Origin of the sequence: Chryseobacterium oryzae, assembly GCF_022811665.1 — a bacterium.
Lineage (GTDB): Bacteria > Bacteroidota > Bacteroidia > Flavobacteriales > Weeksellaceae > Chryseobacterium > Chryseobacterium oryzae.
Map to the genome: position 1 here is coordinate 1,420,170 of NZ_CP094529.1, position 21,305 is coordinate 1,441,474.

At 33.5% G+C, this 21,305-nt stretch carries 22 protein-coding genes; 9 read left to right on the plus strand and 13 right to left on the minus strand.

Going from position 1 to position 21,305, the window contains the following annotated elements; all coding sequences use genetic code 11:
• Positions 1-3 precede the first annotated feature (3 nt).
• Positions 4-1,377: a D-alanyl-D-alanine carboxypeptidase/D-alanyl-D-alanine endopeptidase gene (gene dacB, locus MTP08_RS06595; protein ID WP_243577598.1), complete on the minus strand. Its 1,374-nt coding sequence runs from the start codon at positions 1,375-1,377 to the stop codon at positions 4-6.
• Positions 1,378-1,430: 53 nt separating this feature from the next.
• Positions 1,431-2,123 carry a dipeptidase PepE gene (pepE, locus tag MTP08_RS06600; RefSeq protein ID WP_243577599.1) on the minus strand — a complete coding sequence of 231 codons (693 nt, stop codon included), beginning with the start codon at positions 2,121-2,123 and terminating at the stop codon, positions 1,431-1,433.
• Between the two features lie 121 nt (positions 2,124-2,244).
• Between pepE and fsa the strand changes: the two genes are divergently transcribed.
• Positions 2,245-2,898: a fructose-6-phosphate aldolase gene (gene fsa / locus MTP08_RS06605; RefSeq protein WP_209390647.1), complete on the plus strand. Its 654-nt coding sequence runs from the start codon at positions 2,245-2,247 to the stop codon at positions 2,896-2,898.
• Between the two features lie 72 nt (positions 2,899-2,970).
• Here the strand turns inward: fsa and MTP08_RS06610 are convergent, their stop codons facing one another.
• Positions 2,971-3,399, minus strand: a complete 429-nt coding sequence (locus MTP08_RS06610) for a DoxX family protein (RefSeq protein ID WP_243577600.1) — start codon at positions 3,397-3,399, stop codon at positions 2,971-2,973.
• A gap of 66 nt (positions 3,400-3,465) precedes the next feature.
• Positions 3,466-4,341, minus strand: coding sequence for a GTPase Era (gene era / locus MTP08_RS06615; protein WP_243577601.1), 876 nt, complete (start codon positions 4,339-4,341; stop codon positions 3,466-3,468).
• Positions 4,342-4,467: 126 nt separating this feature from the next.
• Here era and MTP08_RS06620 point away from each other — a divergent pair, with 126 nt between their 5' ends.
• Entirely contained in the window at positions 4,468-4,794 is a 327-nt protein-coding gene (locus MTP08_RS06620) for a DMT family transporter (protein ID WP_243577602.1), read from the plus strand.
• Between the two features lie 58 nt (positions 4,795-4,852).
• Here the strand turns inward: MTP08_RS06620 and MTP08_RS06625 are convergent, their stop codons facing one another.
• The 5 genes from MTP08_RS06625 to gpmI form a co-directional block, all read right to left on the minus strand.
• Positions 4,853-5,620: a class I SAM-dependent methyltransferase gene (locus tag MTP08_RS06625; protein WP_243577603.1), complete on the minus strand. Its 768-nt coding sequence runs from the start codon at positions 5,618-5,620 to the stop codon at positions 4,853-4,855.
• Positions 5,621-6,430 (minus strand): type I methionyl aminopeptidase, encoded by an 810-nt coding sequence (map, locus tag MTP08_RS06630; protein WP_209390652.1) that lies wholly within the window; start codon positions 6,428-6,430, stop codon positions 5,621-5,623. It lies immediately after the preceding gene.
• A gap of 112 nt (positions 6,431-6,542) precedes the next feature.
• The gene (locus tag MTP08_RS06635) at positions 6,543-6,974 is read right to left on the minus strand and encodes a BT0820 family HAD-type phosphatase (RefSeq protein WP_209390653.1); all 432 of its coding nucleotides are present in this window, start codon (positions 6,972-6,974) and stop codon (positions 6,543-6,545) included.
• A gap of 94 nt (positions 6,975-7,068) precedes the next feature.
• Positions 7,069-8,046 carry an acyl-ACP desaturase gene (locus MTP08_RS06640; protein WP_243577604.1) on the minus strand — a complete coding sequence of 326 codons (978 nt, stop codon included), beginning with the start codon at positions 8,044-8,046 and terminating at the stop codon, positions 7,069-7,071.
• 151 nt (positions 8,047-8,197) lie between these two features.
• On the minus strand, positions 8,198-9,739 hold the full coding sequence (gpmI, locus tag MTP08_RS06645) for a 2,3-bisphosphoglycerate-independent phosphoglycerate mutase (RefSeq protein WP_243577605.1): 1,542 nt from the start codon (positions 9,737-9,739) through the stop codon (positions 8,198-8,200).
• 126 nt (positions 9,740-9,865) lie between these two features.
• Between gpmI and MTP08_RS06650 the strand changes: the two genes are divergently transcribed.
• On the plus strand, positions 9,866-10,189 hold the full coding sequence (locus MTP08_RS06650; protein ID WP_243577606.1) for a translation initiation factor: 324 nt from the start codon (positions 9,866-9,868) through the stop codon (positions 10,187-10,189).
• 201 nt (positions 10,190-10,390) lie between these two features.
• Positions 10,391-11,245: a nucleoside phosphorylase gene (locus MTP08_RS06655; RefSeq protein WP_243577607.1), complete on the plus strand. Its 855-nt coding sequence runs from the start codon at positions 10,391-10,393 to the stop codon at positions 11,243-11,245.
• 36 nt (positions 11,246-11,281) lie between these two features.
• On the opposite strand, the gene MTP08_RS06660 is transcribed toward MTP08_RS06655, so the two are convergent.
• Positions 11,282-12,457, minus strand: coding sequence for a hypothetical protein (locus MTP08_RS06660; protein WP_243577608.1), 1,176 nt, complete (start codon positions 12,455-12,457; stop codon positions 11,282-11,284).
• Positions 12,458-12,812: 355 nt separating this feature from the next.
• Here MTP08_RS06660 and MTP08_RS06665 point away from each other — a divergent pair, with 355 nt between their 5' ends.
• Both MTP08_RS06665 and MTP08_RS06670 read left to right on the plus strand, forming a co-directional pair.
• Positions 12,813-13,112, plus strand: a complete 300-nt coding sequence (locus tag MTP08_RS06665) for a hypothetical protein (protein WP_243577609.1) — start codon at positions 12,813-12,815, stop codon at positions 13,110-13,112.
• 120 nt (positions 13,113-13,232) lie between these two features.
• Positions 13,233-14,042, plus strand: a complete 810-nt coding sequence (locus MTP08_RS06670; RefSeq protein ID WP_243577610.1) for an enoyl-ACP reductase FabI — start codon at positions 13,233-13,235, stop codon at positions 14,040-14,042.
• A gap of 63 nt (positions 14,043-14,105) precedes the next feature.
• Here MTP08_RS06670 and uvrA read toward each other — a convergent pair whose 3' ends face one another.
• The gene (uvrA, locus tag MTP08_RS06675; RefSeq protein WP_243577611.1) at positions 14,106-16,934 is read right to left on the minus strand and encodes an excinuclease ABC subunit UvrA; all 2,829 of its coding nucleotides are present in this window, start codon (positions 16,932-16,934) and stop codon (positions 14,106-14,108) included.
• 190 nt (positions 16,935-17,124) lie between these two features.
• Positions 17,125-18,195 (minus strand): branched-chain amino acid aminotransferase, encoded by a 1,071-nt coding sequence (locus tag MTP08_RS06680; protein ID WP_243577612.1) that lies wholly within the window; start codon positions 18,193-18,195, stop codon positions 17,125-17,127.
• Between the two features lie 85 nt (positions 18,196-18,280).
• Between MTP08_RS06680 and mnmD the strand changes: the two genes are divergently transcribed.
• Both mnmD and MTP08_RS06690 read left to right on the plus strand, forming a co-directional pair.
• A complete protein-coding gene (mnmD, locus tag MTP08_RS06685) occupies positions 18,281-18,955 on the plus strand; it encodes a tRNA (5-methylaminomethyl-2-thiouridine)(34)-methyltransferase MnmD (protein WP_243577613.1) in 675 nt (224 codons plus the stop codon).
• A 67-nt stretch (positions 18,956-19,022) separates the two neighbouring features.
• Positions 19,023-19,439 (plus strand): NUDIX domain-containing protein, encoded by a 417-nt coding sequence (locus MTP08_RS06690; protein WP_243577614.1) that lies wholly within the window; start codon positions 19,023-19,025, stop codon positions 19,437-19,439.
• 19 nt (positions 19,440-19,458) lie between these two features.
• On the opposite strand, the gene MTP08_RS06695 is transcribed toward MTP08_RS06690, so the two are convergent.
• Positions 19,459-20,163, minus strand: a complete 705-nt coding sequence (locus MTP08_RS06695) for a DUF4294 domain-containing protein (protein ID WP_243577615.1) — start codon at positions 20,161-20,163, stop codon at positions 19,459-19,461.
• A gap of 53 nt (positions 20,164-20,216) precedes the next feature.
• Between MTP08_RS06695 and chrP the strand changes: the two genes are divergently transcribed.
• Entirely contained in the window at positions 20,217-21,293 is a 1,077-nt protein-coding gene (gene chrP, locus MTP08_RS06700; protein ID WP_243577616.1) for a chryseobasin maturation metalloprotease ChrP, read from the plus strand.
• Positions 21,294-21,305: the final 12 nt, after the last annotated feature.

Below are 21,305 nucleotides of genomic sequence, written 5' to 3' on the forward strand. Positions count from 1 at the left end.
TATTTATTTTAAAACACTTAGAATTTTCTGCAATTCTGTACTTCCGCTTCCCTGATAGTTATTGATGATGGCAGAATACACATATTTTTTTCCATCTTTTGCGGTGTGATAGCCTGCATAAGATTTTGTATCTCTCATGGTTCCGCTTTTCATTTTCATTCCGTTATCCTGTGTAGGAAATCCTTCGTAATAACTGGAAAACCAAGGCTGTTTTTTAGCATATAATAAAGCTTGAACTTCAGCTTTTGCAGAAACATAATTTTGAGGTGAAAGTCCGCTCCCATCAGCAAAATTAATCATATTAGAGTTGATCCCTTTTGATGTCCAAAACTCTTTTAAATACGCTACACCGCTTTTGAAGCTTGAATTTTGTTTTTTTTCTTTTCCCAATGTTTTTATAAGAGCTTCTCCATATAAATTCACACTTTTTCTCAAAAACCAATAGACAATTTTATCTAGTGTTGGAGATTCATAATGGAGGATAACTTTATTTTTTGAAATATTGAATGGAGATTTACCTTCAATTTCTAGTTGTGAATTGGTAACAACTTTACCGGAAATTTCAATGTTCGATTCTTTCAACCATTTTATAGCTTCTACACCTAACTGTAAAGGAGGATTTGGAACAGCTCCGGAAACTGTCGTTATTTTTCCGGAAGGTAAATTTCCGTTGATTAAAGCTACATCAGAATGAGGCGCAGTAAAAATTAAACTTTGGTCTGAATTTCCGCTTGCTTTGAGATCATTCAGCCATTGTACACCTTCTAAAGGATAAGAAAAGCTTTTAAAATCGGTTCCGCTGATATTGATGTCGAATTGGTTTTCTCTCCAGTTAATTCCCCAAATCCCTGCTCCATAATAATTCCCCAAATCATCCCACGGCCAGCCTCCGGGAATTGTCTGATGATCAAAATAAGAATCATCAATAATTAAATCGCCAGAAATTTTTGTAATTCCGGTTTTTTTTAAAGCTTCTAAAAATTTTTGTTTGAAATTTTCAGGTTTGAAACCTTCATACCGCCAACTTCCCAATGTAGGATCACCATTAGAGGAAATAAATAAATTTCCGTTCAAATTTCCACTAGAAATTGTACCTGAATAAGAAGCGGTTGTTTGGTAGGTGTAATTTTTTCCTAAAGTTTCTAAAGCAGCTGCTGCAGTAAAAATTTTCTGTGTTGAAGCAGTGGAAAGTCCTTTATTTCCGTTATATTCATAAATTAGCTGACCATTTTCATCTGCAACGTACAAAGAAATATTAGATGAAACCGCCAAAGGAGAATTCATGAGATTTTTGGTCGCAGTATCCAGTTTCTGCGAAATATTTTGTGCAAAAACTATTTGTGTAGAAAAAACTGATATCGCGATTATTTTTTTCATTATTAATAAAAATTTAAAATTGAGATTCGATTTTATTTGCAATGATGAATAGGTTATAATCTGCTTCCCGCTTCAATTTCGTAAGGTTCTTTTCCTTGCTCAAAAATCCTTGTAGATTCGCTTCCTTCTACGGTTATTGTGCTTCCTACCCTGCGAATCCAGTTTCCTTCCCGAAGACCAATTACTTTAGTATTATTCTGCGTTAAAAATTCTTTAATTCTCGTTTCTCTGGTTTCTCCATTATGCTTAAGATCGGGATTTGGATCTAAATAATGCGGATTGATATTGAACGGAACCAATCCCATACAATCGAAACTTGGCGGATATACAATCGGCATATCGTTGGTTGTTTTCATATTCTGTCCGCCAATATTACTTCCTGCGCTGCATCCCAAGTACGCTTTTCCTTTTTCTACATTTTGTTTCAGAACAGACATCAGATTTTCTTCGTGTAAAGTTTTTACAAGTAAAAAAGTGTTTCCGCCGCCTGTAAAATATCCTTTTGCCGAGTTTAAGGCTTCAGTCTTATCTTCAAATTCGTGCAGCCCTTTTACAGAGATATTTATTGTTTTGAAGAATGATTTTGCTTTTTCTGTATATTCTTCATGAGAAATCCCTCCTGGTCTTGCAAACGGAATAAAAATAATTTCGTCTATTCCTTTATATAATTCTATTAATTCTGCTTTTAAATACTCAAGATATTCCCCTCCAAAAAGCGTTGAAGTTGAAGCCAATATAATATTCATGGTGTAATTACTGTTAATATATTTCAGATAAAAACAAAGATAATTAAAACTAATCATTTTCCTATCAAACCACTAATTACAAAGTATTCATTATATTTGCGGGAATAAATCTATAAATCGAATGAAATTTTTTATTGACACTGCGAATTTAGAGCAGATTAAAGAAGCTAAAGACTTGGGAATTTTGGATGGTGTAACCACAAATCCGTCTTTGATGGCAAAAGAAGGAATTCAGGGTGCCGAAGCAATTAAAAACCACTATAAAGCAATCTGCGAAATCGTAGACGGAGATATATCTGCAGAGGTACTTTCTACTACTTACGAAGAGATGATTAAAGAAGGAGATGAGCTTGCTGCGATTCATCCTAATATCGTTGTTAAAATCCCAATGATTAAAGATGGTATTAAAGCTTTAAAATATTTTTCGGATAAAGGAATTAAAACAAACTGTACTTTAATTTTCTCTCCGGGACAGGCTTTATTGGCTGCAAAAGCTGGAGCTACGTATGTATCTCCGTTTTTAGGAAGATTAGATGATATTTGTACAGATGGTCTTAATTTAATTCAGGAAATCAGATTAATTTTTGATAATTATATGTACGAAACTGAGATTTTAGCAGCATCTATCCGTCATTCTATGCACATTATCGACTGTGCTAAAATTGGTGCAGATGTAATTACTTCTCCTCTTCCTCCAATCTTGAGCTTGTTGAAGCATCCTTTAACAGACAGCGGATTGGCTCAGTTTGTAGCAGATTCTCAGAAATTAGCTTAAGAACAAGCGTTCAACAATAAAAAAATCCCGAAATATTTAGAAATATTTCGGGATTTGTATTTTAGTATATTTTTACCATTGAGAACTTCTCCGTCTTTTTTCTATCATATGATCCACCGAAAACCTTCCGGCTCCAAATGAGATAATCATTAAATAAACGGATAAATACAATAAGCTTAATTCTCTTTTATCAAAACCGTCAGAACCGTGTACAACAAATGCTGCAATAATCATGGTGAATATTAAAAATCCGGTTGCTATTCTTGTAAACAAGCCCAAAATTATAAAAATTGAACAGACAAATTCGGCAAAAACCGTTAATGTCAAACTCACTTTTGTCCCTAATCCTAAGAAATCGAAAAATTGAATTTCACCGCCTTCTATTAATTGTTGAAGTTTCGGAAATCCGTGAGAAATCATAGCGAATCCTACAAATAACCTAACCACGAAAATAACAATATCCCAAAGCAAAGGATTGGTTTTTGAGTTTAAATAGCTCATTGAATAAAAAATTTACATAAAGGTAATAAAAATCTTTATTATAAAGGAAATTGGCTATCAATTTGTTTATCTGTATCCGAAGTTTTTAAGATCACGATCGTTTTTTCTCCAGTCTTTTTTCACTTTTACGAAAAGGTTAAGATGGATTTTTTTTGCAAAAAACTTTTCCAGATCTATTCTAGCTTCAGTACCTACTTTTTTAATAGCTTCCCCTTTATGCCCAATTAAAATTCCTTTTTGGGTATCTCTTTCCACATAAATAATAGAATCTATAAAAATAATTCCCTCTTTTTCTTTAAACATTTCCGTTACTACTTCAACAGAATAAGGTATTTCTTTATCATAATTCAAAAGAATTTTTTCTCTAATAGCTTCGTTTACAAAAAATCTTTCAGGCTTATCCGTATACATATCTTTATCGTAATATGGCGGATTTTCTGGTAACATAGACTTCAATTTTGGAAGAATAATGTCTGTATTGAAGGCATTGAGTGCAGAAATAGGAAGAATTTCAGCTTTTGGAATTCTTTCGTGCCAATCGGATACCAGTTTTTCTAAACCTTCCTGATTGGTTTGGTCTACTTTATTCAATAACAAAAGTACCGGTACCGGAATTTTATTAAGTTTATCTATTAAGAACTCCGAAGGTTCTGCTTTATCGGTAACATCTACGATAAAAAGAAAAACATCAGCATCCTGCAAAGAATCTTTTACAAAATCCATCATTTTTTCCTGAAGACCGTATTTAGGATCTAAAACTCCCGGCGTATCCGAGAATACAATCTGTAAGTCTTCTTCATTATAAATTCCGAAAATTCTATGTCTGGTAGTTTGAGCTTTTTGGGTAACAATAGCCAGCTTCTCTCCCATCAGCTGATTAAGAAGAGTAGATTTTCCGGCATTTGGTTTTCCAACAATATTTACAAATCCTGCTTTGTGCATTTATTTTGTTTAAATTTTAATGTTCTGTTTTTTAAGTTTTGCAAAGTTACTAAAACAAAAATAGACAATCTTCATAGTTCAATTTAAAAGCTTTATTTTTGAGCTTTAAAATCAGAAATAAATACTATGAACTGGATTATTTTAATTATTGCAGGATTATTTGAAGTAGCTTTTGCATCTTGCCTAGGAAAAGTAAAAGAAACCAACGGAAATGAAATGTATTGGTGGTTTGCAGGTTTTTTAGCTTGTTTAACCGTTTCTATGCTTTTGCTGATTAAAGCAACAGAAACTTTACCAATAGGAACAGCGTATGCGGTATGGACAGGAATTGGAGCCGTAGGAACTGCATTAGTAGGTATTTTTGTATTTAAAGATCCTGCAAGTTTTTGGAGAGTATTTTTTATTTGTACTTTAATTGGTTCTGTAATTGGTTTAAAAGCAGTTTCACACTAACTTACCAATGAAAATATAATTAATAAACTGAAACGGCTTCAAAAAATGAAGCCGTTTTTTAGTTTTTTTGTACAATCGGTAGAATTTCGTTTTTTCTTAATCCGTATTTCTTTATTTCCTCATCGGTAAATTTTTGAGAATAAAAATTAACTTCAGTAGTGAAACCCGCAGATTTTAAACGGTCAAAATAATCCATTCCATACCAACGGACATGATCGTACTGTCCGAAGTGCTTTTGTCTTTCTTTTGGATCTGTAATTGTAAAATCTTCATACGTTTTTTGCAGAGAATTTTTCATCGGAACCTGTAATATTCCCCAACCTCCAGGCTTCATTACCCGATAAAGTTCTTTCATGGCTTTAGAATCGTCTTGAATATGCTCTAAAACGTGGTTGCAAAATACTACATCAAAACTATCGTCCGGGAAAGGAAGATTTAGTATATCTGCTTTAACATCAACAATTGGAGAATACAAATCTGCAGAAATATAATTAAGATTGCTCATTTTTTTAAACTTTCTTAAAAATTCCTGCTCTGGAGCAATATGAAGAACTTTATAATTTTTTATAAAAAAATCTGTTTCATTCTGAAGATAAAGCCACATTTGGCGGTGTCTTTCCAGACTTAAAGTTCCTGGTGATAATGCATTTTCTCGCTGATTTCCATATCCGTAAGGAAGAAATTTCCGGTAAGATTTCCCATCAATAGGATCTAAAAACTGATTTCCTTTGAAAAACTGATAAATAAGTGGACGTGCCCAAACACTCATCTGGATAAGTGCCGGTCTCGGAATTTTATTAAGCAAAAACTTAGTAAGCTTTTTCATTTAAAAGTCTAATTGAAAAGCTTTTTCTTCATCGGTTACTATTCCCAAAGCATCATAAATATACTGAAATGTAGAAAGCAATACAGGTTTACCATTAATTACGGCTACATCATGTTCAAAATGTGCAGAAGGCTGGTTATCTAAGGTAGTAACCGTCCATCCATCATTATGGAACTTTACTTTTTCTGTTCCCAAATTAATCATGGGTTCAATAGCAATTGTTAAACCGTCTTTTATCACTTTTCCACTTCCCTGTCTTCCATAATTAGGTACTTGAGGATCCTCATGCATTTTTCTGCCTACACCATGACCAACCAATTCTCTTACAACACCATAACCTTCTTTTTCACAGTGATTTTGAATAGCAAACGAAATATCTCCAATTCTTTTTCCTCTTACACACTGCTCAATTCCTTTATAAAGAGATTCTTTAGCAACTTTCAATAATTTTTTGGTTTCAGGTTTTACCTCTCCAATTTCGAAAGTATATGCATGATCTCCTACAAAACCATTAAGAATTGCACCACAATCTACGGAAAGAACATCACCTTCTTTTATTTCCTCATTACTCGGAAAACCATGTACTACCTGCTCATTTGGGGAAATGCATAATGAATATGGAAAACCTCCATATCCTAAAAATGCGGGTTCTGCTCCATGATCTTTAATAAAATCGTGTGCTAATTTATCTAAATATAAAGTAGTAACTCCCGGTTTGATTTCTTTAGCCAACATTCCTAATGTTCTGGAAACCAAGCGTGCACTTTCTTTCATCAGACGAAGCTCGTCTATATTTTTAAGTTGAATCATTGTTTTAATTTGCCAATGTATTAGTTACATCAATGTAACAATTTAAAAGTTTAATAATGTAACAATTATCATAGGTGAATTGCTACATTACTATATTGTTATATTAGTTATTCTACCAGAATAATCCTTTTTTCTTTTCTTTTTTAAGCTTTGAATAAGCTAAAACCTCTCTCCCTTCCACACGGAATTCAATTCTTTCTTTGATGATGTTATAAATCTCTCCCCATCCCGGAAAACCACCGATGTTTCTGTCATCTATAAACCAGTCTGCATCTAGTTTTCTGGATTGTTTTTCAGAATCAAAAACTTCTCCTTCAAAACTTGAATTTACAGCATAAAATTCTAATCCGTTTTGTCTGCAGAATTCTACAGCTTCATCTAATGTTTTACCGTGTCTGTAAGTCCAAAGTATGAGTCTATAACCTTCTGACTGTAATTTTTTGAGGGTTTCAAAAGCAAATATTTTAGCTTTTCCGATGGCTGGATATGCATCATCTACAATCGTTCCATCAAAATCCACCGCTATTTTTTTATTTTGTAACATTTTTGCGTTTTAAACTTTGCAAAGATAAGAAATAAATAAAAGAGTGCCGAAAAACTATCGGCACTCTCTTTTATAATTTAATGTTAAAAATAGTCTAGTTTTTCACCCAACTAAATTCAAACTGCAAATCTGGAGTAGAAAGTCTGTCTGTAATTTTCTGCAATCTTGATGGAAGTTTCATAAGGTATTCCTGAGCTTTTTCTGCTTTTTCTGTAAGCCCTTTAATATGCTCTATTTTCCATTCGTCCAGAAGATCTTTCATGATGTTGATGTAATCTTGTCCGGTGTAAACCATGCATCTTTGTGCAGCATCCGAAAAATGTCCCCAAAGTTCTCCCGCTTTCTGGCCAGACTGTCTCATCATGTGTGCAGGCATTACTATTTTTTTTCTCATCATGTCTTCAAATGCCAAAATCATTTCTGATGGGTCTAATTCTAGAATTCTAGTTACAAAATGTTTATAGGCTTTAGCATGTCTAGCTTCGTCTGCAGCAATAACACCGCACATTTTTGCTAGTTTGCCGTTACCTGACTGTTTTGCCAAAGTACCTACCCTTCTGTGAGAAATATTAGTTGCTGTTTCCTGAAAACTTGTGTAGACAAAGTTTCTGTACGGATCCATACTTGTTCCAAGATCAAAACCGTCGCTAATAAGGTATTGTGTAGTAATTTCAACTTCACGCATATTAACTCTACCGCAGAGATAAAGATATTTATTCAATAAATCTCCGTGTCTGTTTTCTTCAGCTGTCCAAGATCTAACCCAGTTTGCCCAACCTACTTTTTCTTCCTGATTTACTCCGTCTACTCCCATTAACCAAGATTCGTAAGAAGGCAAAGCTTCCTCCGTAATACAGTCGCCAATGAGTGTTACAAACAAATCGTAAGGCATCTCTCGTGCAAAAGTCTGAATTTCTTCTAAATCGTATTTAAAACTTTCACTGGATGGATCCGGTAAAAAATCTGAAGGTTGCCATATTTTTTCAATTGGAGTCAAAAAATTCTCAAGAAAAGAACTGACTTCCTTTTCCAAAATACCCATTACCTCTTTTCTTACCAGCTTATTGTACATCTAAAAATAAAATTATTAATTAACAAAGATATGATTTATTTATTATTTAAAGCATACTATTGTATGTATCTCATATTATCTCTGATATAAATCATAAAAAAAACAGCGCTTCTACTGAATAACGCTGTTTTTGAATTTTTATTATAAAAAACTAGGAAACTAGTATATTACCCGTCATTACTGCAGGAATTTCCACTCCCATTACAGATAGAATTGTAGGAGCAACATCACCTAATTTACCTGGTTTTAAATTCCATGATTTATCTTTATCCATTACAATAAAAGGTACCAAGTTGGTAGAATGCTGAGTGTTTGGAGATCCGTCTTCATTAATCATTACATCAGAATTACCATGATCGGCTAAAATAAAAACAGCATAATTGTGTTCGTACGCCATAGTTGCAACTTTTTCAATACATTGGTCTACCGTTTCTGCAGCTTTTACTGCAGCTTCAAAAACACCTGTGTGTCCTACCATATCTGTATTTGCAAAATTTAAGCAAACGAAATCTGCAGTTTCATTTTCCAATTCGGGTAAAATTGCATTGGTAATATCGTATGCGGACATTTCTGGTTTTAAATCGTAAGTAGGAACGTCTTTCGGACTCGGGCACAATAATCTTTTCTCACCGTGAAACTCATCTTCTCTTCCTCCTGAAAAGAAAAATGTAACGTGCGGATATTTTTCGGTTTCAGCAATTCTTATTTGTGTTCTTCCGTTTCTTTCCAAAATTTCACCCATTGTTTCTTTTAGAACTTCTTCATCAAAAACAACATTTACATTTTGGTAAGTTTTATCGTAATTGGTAAGCGTAATATAATGCAGGTCTAATTTGTGCATAGAATATTCCGGCATATCGTGTTGGCAAAGCACTTCTGTAATTTCTCTACCTCTGTCTGTACGGAAGTTGAAGCAGATAACCACATCTTTATCCGTAATTTTTGCTACAGGAACCACATTACCCATCTGAGTAGTTTTAACCAAAATTATCGGCTTAATAAATTCGTCGGTAATATTTTCTTCATACGAAGATTTAATGGCTGATAAAGCATCTGTAGTCTGTAATCCTACTCCTTCTACCATTGCATCGTAAGCAAGTTTTACACGTTCCCATCTTCTATCTCTGTCCATAGCGTAATATCTACCAATGATGGAAGCTAACTTACCCGTAGTTTGGCTCATGTGATTCTGCAATTCTTCAACAAAACCCAATCCGGAATGCGGATCGCAATCTCTCCCGTCTGTAAATGCGTGTACATAAACGTTTTCCTTTAAACCAAAATCGTTCGCAGCCGATAATAAACCTTTTAAATGATTGATATGAGAATGAACACCGCCATTAGAAACCAAACCTATAAAATGAATGTTTTTATTTTCGAGTTTTGCATATGCGAATGCATCCTGAATTACTTTTTCGTGGCCTAAAGTTCCGTTTTCCACAGCCATGTTGAGTTTTACCAGATTCTGATACACAACTCTACCTGCACCCAAATTCATATGCCCCACTTCAGAGTTCCCCATTTGTCCTGCAGGAAGCCCAACTGCTAAACCGCTTGCTTCCAGAGTAGTATGAGGGAATTTTTGTAAACAGCTATCTATGAATGGCGTATTTGCCTGTGCTAAGGCAGAAACATTTGGATTTTTTCCTAAACCCCATCCATCAAGTATTGCTAATATTGCTTTTTTAGACATTTTCTAATTTTTTAACAAACAAATTTATTGATTTTATGATGAATTATAGCATTTGAAAGCTTTAATTTTATTCAGTAAAGAATATTTTAAATGACAGATTATTAATTTTATTTTTAATTTTGTTTTATGGATTTAAGAGATCAATTAAAAAACCTTTTTCCTGATCATGAAGAACAGGATTTTGAAATGCCGGAAGAAAAATTCAAGCAAAAAGAACCTCTCATCTGTAAATTTGAAAAAAAAGGCAGAAACGGAAAACCTGTAACGATTGTTGAAGGTTGGGAAGGCAATGATGACGATTTAAAAAAAATATCTAAAAAAATTAAAACAACATTAGGAATAGGTGGCTCCGAGAAAGATGGCACAATTATTATTCAAGGTGATAACCGCGACAAAATAATGACTATTCTTAAAGATATGGGTTATAAAACCAAAAGAGTTGGCGGTTAGTTAATAATGAGCTTTCTTTAAAAAAATTGCCATCATCAAAGAAAATGACGACAGCAACAGAGAAAGTAAAAATAATAATTGCAAAACTATACATCATTTATTACACGAATTTTAATGATAAATGAATTTATAGTTATCTTTAAAAAAGTTTAATTAAAACTAAATTCTTATCTTAACGCCCCCATTTTTAATAAAAAAATTATGCTTAATAAATTGGCAGCTTCAGAGTTGGTTCTGAACGATGATGGTAGTGTTTATCACCTTAATCTTCTTCCTGAAGATATTGCAGATAAAATAATATTGGTTGGTGATCCCGACAGAGTTCCGAAAGTTTCAAAATACTTCGATAAAGTAGAAATTAAAAAGAACAAAAGAGAGTTTTACACGCATACCGGGACTTTGCGAGGTGAAAGAATTTCGGTAATGTCTACCGGAATTGGTACCGAAAACATCGATATCGTAATGAACGAACTTGATGCTTTGGTAAATATCGATTTAAAAAATAAAGAATTTAAGAGCAGTCATCATTCGCTCAGCCTTTTCAGAATGGGAACTTGCGGAAGTGTAAATCCCGATGTAAAGGTTGATAATATGCTTGTTACCCAAAATGTTGTCGGCTTAGACGGATTAATGAACTTTTATCAGGATTATCAATTTGAAAACGATTTCTCCAAAAAGTTTTTAGATCAGTTTCCTTATGAAAAGGTAAAGTCTATGCTTTATTTTTCGGAATGGTCTGAAGAATTGAGTTCTTTATATAGCGATGCGGCTTATCATGGTAATACGGCAACTTTTCCCGGTTTTTATGCTCCGCAAGGAAGACAACTTCGTTTGAAAGCTTTGGATGATAAGTTTCTAGAAACTTTAAATGAACTGGGAATTACCAATTTTGAAATGGAAACCTCTGCAATTTATGCGTTTTCAAAATTATTAGGACATAAAGCAATAACGGTAAATAATGTTATTGCCAACAGACGACGTGGAGAATTTTCTGCAGACCATCATGCTTCAGAAAAAAATCTGATTGAATGGGTTTTAGATAGAATAATTAAATAAATTAAAAAAAGGATTTCAAAATTTGAAATCCTTTTTTTAAAATTCGTTGATTGTTACATAAAAATGTCCTGAGCTTAAACTCGCGGGTGAATTTGAAATATTGGTTAGATTAATTACAGCATCTGCTGTAGAATTAACTCTTGCATTAGACATAGCAAAAGTTGTACCTAGAAAATTACCATCGGGAGTAACTGTTATTGTCGCTTTTGTGGAAGACAATAATCCTGCTGGAATTGTAATACTTAATGTAGTTGTTTGTCCTGCACCCAAATTATTTATTGATATGGAAGGATATACATCAAAACTGATAAGATTTTTCTGCAAAGTACCCTTTTCTCCCAGTTTATATTGTCCATTTACATCCAACTTTGCTGATGTATTAGGTGTACTGGTACCAATTCCAACGTTTGCATTATTATTGCCTAAAACAATAGCGTTAAACTGCGAAGTAGAAGCACCATATCCAATAGCAGTTGAATTTTGTCCAGTAGCTGAACTTTGATTTCCAATAGCAGTTGAATTTTGATTATTGGTAATAGAATTTATTCCAATAGCAGTTTCACCGTTAGAATTTGTCTTAGAATTATATCCTATTGCTATTGATTGATATCCTGCAGCTTCCGAATTTTCTCCAATTGCGGTTGCATCATTAGAAGTCACCTTTGCATTATATCCAATTGCGGTTGCTTGATATGCTGCATTAGCCCCATTTCCAATTGCTATTGCATTTTGTGCGGCTGTGGAAGAAGTTCCTAAAGCCACCGAATTATTAACACCCAAACGACCTGCTATTGATGAATTAATTTTAAAAATTAAATCATCATAAGTTGAAGTTCCCAAAGCTAAAGAAGTTGAACTTCCAGAATATGTACCGATATTTGTTCCAGTAGTATTCCAACCATTACTGCTTCCTCCTCCTCCAGCTGAAAGTATATTCCATTGAGAGTTATTCCAGTAATATAATCCTACAGGGGCAAGACCTCCATTACCATTATTCCATACTAAAAGTCCTATTGCAGGAGATGATATTGTTGAAGCATCCGTTGTAGAAGTTAATGCTACACTGGTTAATAGTAATCCTTTATTTGAACTATTTAAATGCAATATTGATGAAGCATCAGGCGTTGATGTACCAATCCCAACCTGAGAAAGCAAATAATTGGATGATAACAACGCAATTAAGCTTGAAGATATTAGTGAGATTCTTTTCATTTCAGTTATTCAGGATGCAAATTTACACAAATTTTTAAGACTATTTAATAACTATTCAAAATTATATTTTATAAATATTTAATATACAGTTATTTGCGAAATTTAAAAAGATCGACATACATAATATATCTATTTGAAAAAAATATTTAGAAGAGTAAGTTTATTTTCAAAATTATTTTTGATTTTTTTAAACTAATAAATATGTTGCAAATTAAAAAATAAGAAATTTAATTTTTAGGAGAAATAATTCTGTAGCTATTAATGATACAAAAATTATGATTTTTTTAACTTTTGTAAAATTATTTAGGAATACTTATTGTGTAACTATAGATATAACATACTAAATTAAAATATTATGAACAATCAAGATTACAACAAAGCTGAAAAAGCAGTAGACAACACAGAAAATACTTTAAGAAATGCTGCAACTGATGCAAAATGGAAAATCAGTGATTTGGCAGACAGAGCTAGAGATTACATCAACGAAAAAAGGAATAATGATGAAGAAGCTTCTCATGAAGATTGGCTAGACAGAGTTAAAGCAAACGTATCTGATACTTGGGAAGATATAAAAGACGGAGCAAACGAAGCTTGGGAAAAAACTAAAGATGCTGCAGAAGATGTAAAAGCAGAATGGAATAAGAAAACAAACTAATAGTTTTTTAATCTTATATATATTATCAGAAACGAAGTCTTTTTTTAAGGCTTCGTTTTTTTGTTATGCTTTAAACACAAATATTTGTTACATTTGTAGCTTAATAAACATTAAAAAATTATGTCATACGGTTTACTTAAAGGCAAGAAGGGAATTATTTTTGGAGCCCTTAATGAACAATCTATCGCATGGAAAGTTGCAGAAAGATGTCACGAAGAAGGTGCAGAATTTATCTTATCTAATGCTCCTATTGCTCTTAGAATGGGCGAGTTAAACGGTTTAGCTGAGAAAACTGGTTCTGAAGTGATTGGTGCAGATGCAACTTCGGTAGAAGATCTTGAAAAACTTTTTGATGCCGCTATTGCTAAATTTGGAAAAATAGATTTCATACTTCACTCTATAGGAATGTCTATCAACGTAAGAAAAGGTAAACATTATACAGATATGAATTATGATTGGCTGGAAAAAGGTTGGGATATTTCTGCGGTGTCTTTCCACAAAGTGATGAGAGTGGCTTATGAGAAAAATTGCATGAATGAGTGGGGAAGTATTTTAGCACTTACTTATATTGCAGCTCAGAGAACATTTCCAGACTATAACGATATGTCTGATAATAAAGCTTATCTAGAAAGTATTGCTAGAACTTTCGGAAATTATTGGGGAGAAAGAAAAGTACGTGTTAATACAGTATCGCAATCTCCAACACCTACAACAGCTGGTAGTGGCGTGAAAGGTTTTGGTGGTTTCTTAGGATACGCTGAAGATATGTCTCCTCTGGGTAATGCAACAGCTTCAGAATGTGCAGATTACTGCGTGACTTTATTCTCAGATCTTACTAGAAAAGTAACAATGCAGAATCTTTTCCATGATGGTGGTTTCAGCAGTTCTGGGGTTACTCAAAAAGTTATCAGCAAATACGATGCAGAATAATCGTTTCTAAATGATATTAAAAATCCGTCAACATTTAATGTTTGACGGATTTTTGCATTTTATCTAAAATTCTTTTTTCAGGAATTTTCCGGTAAGGCTTTTTTTAGACTTTATTATTTCTTCGGGAGTTCCCTGAGCCACGATTTGTCCGCCATGTTTACCGCCTTCAGGTCCTACGTCTATGATATAATCTGCCATTTTTATTACGTCCATATTGTGTTCAATAATAATAAATGAATTCCCTAAATCTACCAACTGATTGATAGCATCCATAAGTATTTTTACATCTTCAAAATGAAGTCCAGTTGTGGGTTCATCTAAAATATAAAGCGTATTTCCGGTCTGTCTTTTAGAAAGTTCAGTTGCCAGTTTTATGCGTTGGGCTTCTCCTCCAGAAAGCGTTGTAGATTGCTGACCTAAAGTTATATATCCTAAACCAACATCGTTTAAAGTTTTAACCTTTGCAAAAATTTTCGGAATGGGCTGAAAGAAATCAACTGCTTCATCTATTGTCATTTCCAAAACATCCGAAATAGATTTTCCTTTATATCTTACCTCCAGTGTTTCTCTGTTAAAACGTTTTCCATTACAGGTTTCACAATGAACATAAACATCTGGTAAAAAATTCATTTCAATAACTTTAAGACCTCCACCCTGACAAGTTTCGCATCTTCCACCTTTTACGTTAAAAGAAAACCTTCCGGGCTTGTATCCTCGAATTTTAGATTCTGGTAATTCAGCAAATAGATTTCTTATGTCTGTAAACATTCCTGTATAAGTTGCAGGATTAGATCTTGGGGTTCTTCCGATAGGAGTTTGGTCTACATCTACAATTTTGTCGATATTTTCAAGGCCTTCAATTTTCTTGTAAGGTAAAGGTTCCTGAACAGCTCTGTAAAAATGCTTGTTCAGAATAGGATATAACGTACCATTAATTAATGAAGATTTCCCACTTCCTGAAATACCGGATACTACAACCAATTTTCCTAAAGGAATATCGAGAGTAACATTTTTCAAATTATTTCCTGTTGCACCTTTTAGAACGATATTTTTGCCGTTTCCTTTACGTCTTTCAGCAGGAATTTCTATTTTTCTCTTTCCGTTGATATATTGGGCTGTAATCGTATCTGCATTCACTAAATCTTTCGGTTTCCCCTGCCACAGAATCTCACCTCCAAATTTTCCGGCTCTTGGACCTACATCCAAAACTTCATCGGCTTCCAAAATCATGTCTTTATCATGTTCCACAACCAACACAGAATTTCCTATATCGCGGAGATTTTTTAATGAATTAATCAATCTTTCATTATCTCTTTGATGAAGCCCGATACTGGGTTCATCCAAAATATACAAAACATTCACAAGTTGAGAACCAATCTGAGTAGCTAGTCGAATTCTCTGAGATTCTCCTCCCGAAAGTGTTTTAGAGCTTCTGCTTAGACTTAAATAATCTAAACCGACATCTAATAAAAACTGAAGTCTGGTTTCAATTTCCTTTAAAATTTCATGAGCTATGATGGCATTTTTTTCTGAAAACTTATGTTTAACATCCGCTAACCATTCTTTTAGATCAGATAAACTTAATGCATTAATTTCAGCAATGTTTTTACCATCGATTTTAAAACTTAGACTTCCAGGTTGAAGTCGTGTTCCTTTACATTCAGGGCAAGTTTCTTCGGTAGTAAAATGTCTTTCCAGTAAAATAGCTTCGTAAGACTCTCTTTCTTCAATCATTTCTTCCATAAATGGAATAAGACCGTCAAAACTAATTTTTATTTTTTTTGTAATTCCGGCATATTTCAAGTCTTTATTAAACTCTTTATGACAGCCATTGTAAATATAATCTAAAGCTTCTTTAGGAATATCTTTGAAAGACGTAGTTAAATCTAGGCCAAAAATCTCCAGAATATTTTTAATTTGAGAAAGAATGTATTTATTAGATTTTATATCTTCAAGAGGCAATAAACCACCTTGGTTAATCGATAATTTATCATTTTCAACAAAATAATCTGAATTTATTTTCTTGATAGTTCCTAAACCTTTACAATTCGGGCAGCTTCCTTTCGGAGAGTTGAAAGAGAAAGTATTAGGTTCAGGTAATGCCAATGAATGACCTGTTTCTGCATCCATTAAATTTTTAGAAAAATATTCGATATCGCTGCTTCCTAATTTCTGAATTCCAATTAAACCCTCTCCCATTTCCATGGCTGTACGCAAAGACTTTTCCATTCTTGCTTCGGAAGCACTTTCTCCAATAATCCAGCGGTCGATTACAATATCGATATCGTGAGTTTTGTAGCGGTCTAGCTTTAAATCATATTCAATATCCTGCAATTCACCATCAATTCTGGCTTGTCCGTATCCTTTTTTAGCCATTTGTACAAAAAGTTCATGGTAATGTCCTTTTCTAGACCGAACAACAGGTGCCATCAGCATGATTTTTTCACCCTTATAATTTTCTTTAATGGTTTCGAGAATCTGTTCTTCGGTATAGCTTACCAGTTTTTTTCCAGTTGTTTGAGAATAGGCATCAGAAACTCTTGCAAACAGCAAACGGAGAAAATCATACAGTTCGGTAACAGTTCCTACCGTAGAACGAGGATTTTTATTGGTCGTTTTTTGCTCAATAGCAATTACAGGAGATAATCCTTCAATTTTATCGACATCCGGACGTTCTAAACCTCCTAAAAACTGTCTTGCATAGGCAGAAAAAGTTTCTATGTATCTTCTCTGTCCTTCAGCAAAAATAGTATCGAACGCAAGTGAAGATTTTCCGCTACCAGAAAGCCCGGTAATTACTACCAGTTCGTTTCTCGGAATTTTTACATTGATGTTTTTAAGATTATGTTCACGGGCACCGTAAACTTCTATATATTCTGTTGATTTACTCATAATTTGGTGTGATTTTACCAGAAAATCACGCTGTGCAAAATTACGGAATTTATGGTAATTTCAGCATCAAAGTTTCTGGTAATTATTCGTCTATAAATCGCTTGTTTTTAAACAAATTTCAATCCAAATAAAGCTTTAAAAAACAAAAAAGCCGGAAAAATCCGGCTTCAATTATATATTGTAGATGTTCTTAAACAGTTTCCATAACATGGTTTACAAGGACTCTCCATCCAAAAGAATCATCAGAAAGATTGGTCTGTAAATTCACCAAATCGTTTTTAAGTGTTACTGCATAGCTTTCTTCATCGGACAATCTTGGCAATTCTAACTTTTCTCCATTGTATCCTAAAGCTTGGAAAACAGTTGTAACAACAGCAGTTCCTACTCCCCAAACTTCTTTCAGGGTTCCATTTTTTTGAGCTTCAATAACTTCTTTTACTTTTACTGGCTCAATTTTCACTTCTATTCCTCTTTTTTTAGCAAGCTGAATGAAACTGTCTCTTGTAACACCATCAAGAATTTTCTCAGAAGTCGGAGGCGTAAAAATTGTATCGTTAATTCTTACAAAAACGTTCATAGTTCCACTTTCCTCAAAATATTCGTGTGTAGCATCATCTGTCCAGATAATTTGCTCATAACCTTCTTCTATTGCCAATTGTGTTGGGTAAAAAGATGCCGCATAGTTCCCTGCTGCTTTTGCAGATCCTACTCCACCGTTTGCCGCTCTAGAATAATGATCAGAAATTTTCACAGAAACTGGTTCTGTGTAATACATTTTTGCTGGTGTTGCAACAATTGCAAACATATATTTGTTGGCTACTCTGGCTTTTAAAGCTTCTTCAGTTGCGAAAATTAAAGGTCTTATGTATAAAGACATTCCTTCACCTTGCGGAATCCAAGCTCTATCTACATCTACTAAAGCTTTTAACCCTTCAATAAACATTTCTTCTGTAACTTCAGGCATTGCAAGACGCTTAGCAGATTTGTTGATACGTTCAAAATTCTTTTCAGGCCTGAAAAGGAAAACCTGTCCATCTTTGTCTTTGTAGGCTTTCATACCTTCAAAACACGCTTGTCCGTAATTTACTCCCATCATGGCTGGTGTAAATGGTAGAGGACCGTAAGGAACCAATTTTACTTCTCCCCATTTTCCGTTTTCGTACTCGCAGATGATCATGTGATCGATGAAAGTATTTCCAAAAGAAAAGTTGTTAGGATCGAAAGTAGAAATTCTGGAGTTTTCAGTTTTTTGAATTATCATTTTTAAAATTTTTTATGATGTTCTACAAATTTAATATAATTTTTTAAATATAAAAATTTTAGGTTAAATTTGAAAAAAAAATAGCTTGAAAAGAGAGATTAAAACCACCAATGATGGCAGTAAAACATTGTTTATAAATGAGTTAAATGAAAACTATCATTCTCATCACGGTGCATTACAAGAGGCAAAACATGTGTTTATTAAAAACGGATTAAATTTAGTTTATGATTATGAAATCAACATTTTAGAACTCGGTTTTGGAACAGGTTTGAATGTTTTAGTAACAATTGATGAATATTTAAAAACTGACAAAAATCATATCATAAATTATTTTTCTCTTGAAAAGTATCCCATAAATGAATCTGAAATAGAAGATTTGGCATATTTTGAATTATTTGATAACGCAGAATTAAAGAATATTTATCAGAAAATTCATCATAGTGAATGGGAAAAAAATATTGAAATTACCGAAGGCTTCAACCTGAAGAAAATTAATTGTGACTTTTTCGATCTTGCAAATATTGAATTACCCGCAATTAACCTTGTTTACTTCGACTGTTTCGGAGCTCGAGTCCAGCCAGATTTATGGGAAAAACCTCTTTTCGAAATGGTTGCAGATAAAATGACGCAAAACGGATTGTTAACAACTTATTCATCTAAAGGAAGTGTGAGAAGAATTTTACAGGACCTCAATTTTAAAGTTGAGAAAAAAGATGGGCCTCCTGGTAAAAGAGAAATGATTAATGCGATTAAGCTTTAAAAACATTGCTTATCTCACAATCTGTTCATTTAAAATTTACTTACATTAGCTAAACAAAATAGTTATTATGATTAACAGTTTCAACATTAGAGTGTATGCTTGCGTAGTTAAAGATAAAAAAGTTCTTACGCTTTTTGAAGAGTATGCAGGAGAACCATTAATGAAATTTCCTGGTGGCGGTTTGGAATTTGGAGAAGGATTGAAAGAATGTCTTAAAAGAGAATTTACAGAGGAACTGAATGTAGATATTGAAATTGTAGAACACTTTTATACTCAGGAAGATTTTTTAGTTTCACGATTTCGAGATAACGAGCAACTGCTTACGATATATTACTTAGTTAATATTGTGAACGAAGAAGATTTCATTATTCTTGATCCTTGCATAGAAAAAGCAGAATGGCTATCCATAGACCAGCCCGAAAACCCGTTTTCATTGCCAATTGATAGAATAGTTTTTAATAAGCTGAAACAAAAATTCCTGTAGAAATCTACAGGAATTTTTGTTATCTCGAAACTTTAAAATCTTTTGCTCCCGGATATGGTTCTAAATAACCAGAATTCCAGTTCGACTGAAGTAAAGACTCTAAAAATTCATCTGTTCTGTTTTTATGTGGATTATATTGGTCTTTCAGATCTATATCTGCCATTTTCCCTTTTAAATTCCACCAAAAAGCACTCCATCCGCCACGCAATTCTTTAATAATTTCAAAAACATTTTTTCCGGTAGCACGATTCATCAATTTTGCAAAAACCTGCCCTTCAGTAGTAGTAAGATCTTTTAACTGTTTTTCGTACTGATCTGCAAGCATATTTTGTCGGTCTCTTACGTATTTGCGTTTTGCCGCAGAGTCCATATTGCTCATTTCAATATTAATATCCCTGTATTGTTGTAATGCTGTTAAAAAAAGCGGATATACACGATATAATTTTTTATTCAGAAAATAATAGTAATTTTTATCCAACTGATTGTTAAATCTCGGTTTATTGAGCAACGTAAGCTCATCCATTACCACTACGGTTTCCCCATTTATTTCGTAGATTTTTGCTTTTTGTCTTTCATCATAATAATATTTGTTTCCAAATTCGTCTTTCTGAAGCTGATCTTGAGGATACTGATCTAAAGACTTAGTAATCACAGAATCTTTCTGCCCGAAGAAGTGCGCACCTAAAAACATGAGAAAAAGGCAGATAATTTTATGAAATTTCATTATTTTTACAGGTATTAATAACAAAATTCATTAACAAAAATCATTCCTTTCTTATGAAATTTGAAAAGAAATCGATGAAATTCCTGGAAAAATACCTTAATACATCATCTCCAACAGGTTATGAACACGAAGGGCAAAAAATCTGGATGGATTACATCACTCCATACGTAGACAAAGTAGAAGTAGATCATTATGGTACCTGCTACGGAATCATCAATCCCGAAGCCGAGTTTAAAGTAGTTATAGAAGCCCATGCTGATGAAATTTCTTGGTATGTAAATTATATTACCGATGATGGATTAATTTATGTCATTAGAAACGGTGGATCAGATCAAACGATTGCACCTTCAAAAACGGTAAGTATTCATGGTGAAAAAGGCATTGTAAAAGGTGTTTTCGGATGGCCGGCGATTCATACAAGAAGCAATAATCAGAATGAACCTACTCCAAAAATCGAAAACATATTTATAGATTGCGGCGCTACATCCAAAAAAGAAGTTGAAGAGCTTGGAATTTTCGTAGGATGTATGATTACCTATCCGGACGAATTTTTTGAAATGAATGACCGATATTTTGTGTGCAGAGCTTTAGATAACAGAATCGGAGGATTTATGATTGCCGAAGTTGCAAGACTTTTAAAAGAAAACAAAAAATCTATTCCGTTCGGTCTTTATATAACCAATTCTGTACAGGAAGAAGTGGGCTTATACGGAGCAGATATGATTGCCGATACCATTAAACCCAATATTGCTATTGTTACAGACGTTACCCACGATACCACAACTCCAATGATTGAGAAAAAGAAAGAAGGAGACCAAAAATGTGGCAACGGACCGGTAGTTTTCTTTGCCCCAAGTGTACATCATAAAGTTCGGGAACTTATTATAGAAACTGCAAAAAACAAAAAAATACCTTATCAACGTGCTGCAGCGAGCAGAGCAACAGGAACAGATACCGATGCTTTTGCTCATTCTAACGGTGGCGTTCCAAGTGCTTTGATTTCCTTACCTTTGCGATATATGCATACAACGGTAGAGATGGTTTCTAAAGAAGATGTTTCTAATGTTATAAAACTTATCTATGAAACACTTCTGAAAATTACTCCGGAAATGAAATTAAAGTATCATTAAATAAGCTAAAAA

What these genes read in the sequence shown, in the direction of transcription:
- dacB (WP_243577598.1), bottom strand. Translation starts at nt 1,377, where the DNA reads ATGAAAAAAATAATCGCGATATCAGTTTTTTCTACACAAATAGTTTTT.
- pepE (WP_243577599.1), bottom strand. Translation starts at nt 2,123, where the DNA reads ATGAATATTATATTGGCTTCAACTTCAACGCTTTTTGGAGGGGAATAT.
- fsa (WP_209390647.1), top strand. Translation starts at nt 2,245, where the DNA reads ATGAAATTTTTTATTGACACTGCGAATTTAGAGCAGATTAAAGAAGCT.
- MTP08_RS06610 (WP_243577600.1), bottom strand. Translation starts at nt 3,399, where the DNA reads ATGAGCTATTTAAACTCAAAAACCAATCCTTTGCTTTGGGATATTGTT.
- era (WP_243577601.1), bottom strand. Translation starts at nt 4,341, where the DNA reads ATGCACAAAGCAGGATTTGTAAATATTGTTGGAAAACCAAATGCCGGA.
- MTP08_RS06620 (WP_243577602.1), top strand. Translation starts at nt 4,468, where the DNA reads ATGAACTGGATTATTTTAATTATTGCAGGATTATTTGAAGTAGCTTTT.
- MTP08_RS06625 (WP_243577603.1), bottom strand. Translation starts at nt 5,620, where the DNA reads ATGAAAAAGCTTACTAAGTTTTTGCTTAATAAAATTCCGAGACCGGCA.
- map (WP_209390652.1), bottom strand. Translation starts at nt 6,430, where the DNA reads ATGATTCAACTTAAAAATATAGACGAGCTTCGTCTGATGAAAGAAAGT.
- MTP08_RS06635 (WP_209390653.1), bottom strand. Translation starts at nt 6,974, where the DNA reads ATGTTACAAAATAAAAAAATAGCGGTGGATTTTGATGGAACGATTGTA.
- MTP08_RS06640 (WP_243577604.1), bottom strand. Translation starts at nt 8,046, where the DNA reads ATGTACAATAAGCTGGTAAGAAAAGAGGTAATGGGTATTTTGGAAAAG.
- gpmI (WP_243577605.1), bottom strand. Translation starts at nt 9,739, where the DNA reads ATGTCTAAAAAAGCAATATTAGCAATACTTGATGGATGGGGTTTAGGA.
- MTP08_RS06650 (WP_243577606.1), top strand. Translation starts at nt 9,866, where the DNA reads ATGGATTTAAGAGATCAATTAAAAAACCTTTTTCCTGATCATGAAGAA.
- MTP08_RS06655 (WP_243577607.1), top strand. Translation starts at nt 10,391, where the DNA reads ATGCTTAATAAATTGGCAGCTTCAGAGTTGGTTCTGAACGATGATGGT.
- MTP08_RS06660 (WP_243577608.1), bottom strand. Translation starts at nt 12,457, where the DNA reads ATGAAAAGAATCTCACTAATATCTTCAAGCTTAATTGCGTTGTTATCA.
- MTP08_RS06665 (WP_243577609.1), top strand. Translation starts at nt 12,813, where the DNA reads ATGAACAATCAAGATTACAACAAAGCTGAAAAAGCAGTAGACAACACA.
- MTP08_RS06670 (WP_243577610.1), top strand. Translation starts at nt 13,233, where the DNA reads ATGTCATACGGTTTACTTAAAGGCAAGAAGGGAATTATTTTTGGAGCC.
- uvrA (WP_243577611.1), bottom strand. Translation starts at nt 16,934, where the DNA reads ATGAGTAAATCAACAGAATATATAGAAGTTTACGGTGCCCGTGAACAT.
- MTP08_RS06680 (WP_243577612.1), bottom strand. Translation starts at nt 18,195, where the DNA reads ATGATAATTCAAAAAACTGAAAACTCCAGAATTTCTACTTTCGATCCT.
- MTP08_RS06690 (WP_243577614.1), top strand. Translation starts at nt 19,023, where the DNA reads ATGATTAACAGTTTCAACATTAGAGTGTATGCTTGCGTAGTTAAAGAT.
- MTP08_RS06695 (WP_243577615.1), bottom strand. Translation starts at nt 20,163, where the DNA reads ATGAAATTTCATAAAATTATCTGCCTTTTTCTCATGTTTTTAGGTGCG.
- chrP (WP_243577616.1), top strand. Translation starts at nt 20,217, where the DNA reads ATGAAATTTGAAAAGAAATCGATGAAATTCCTGGAAAAATACCTTAAT.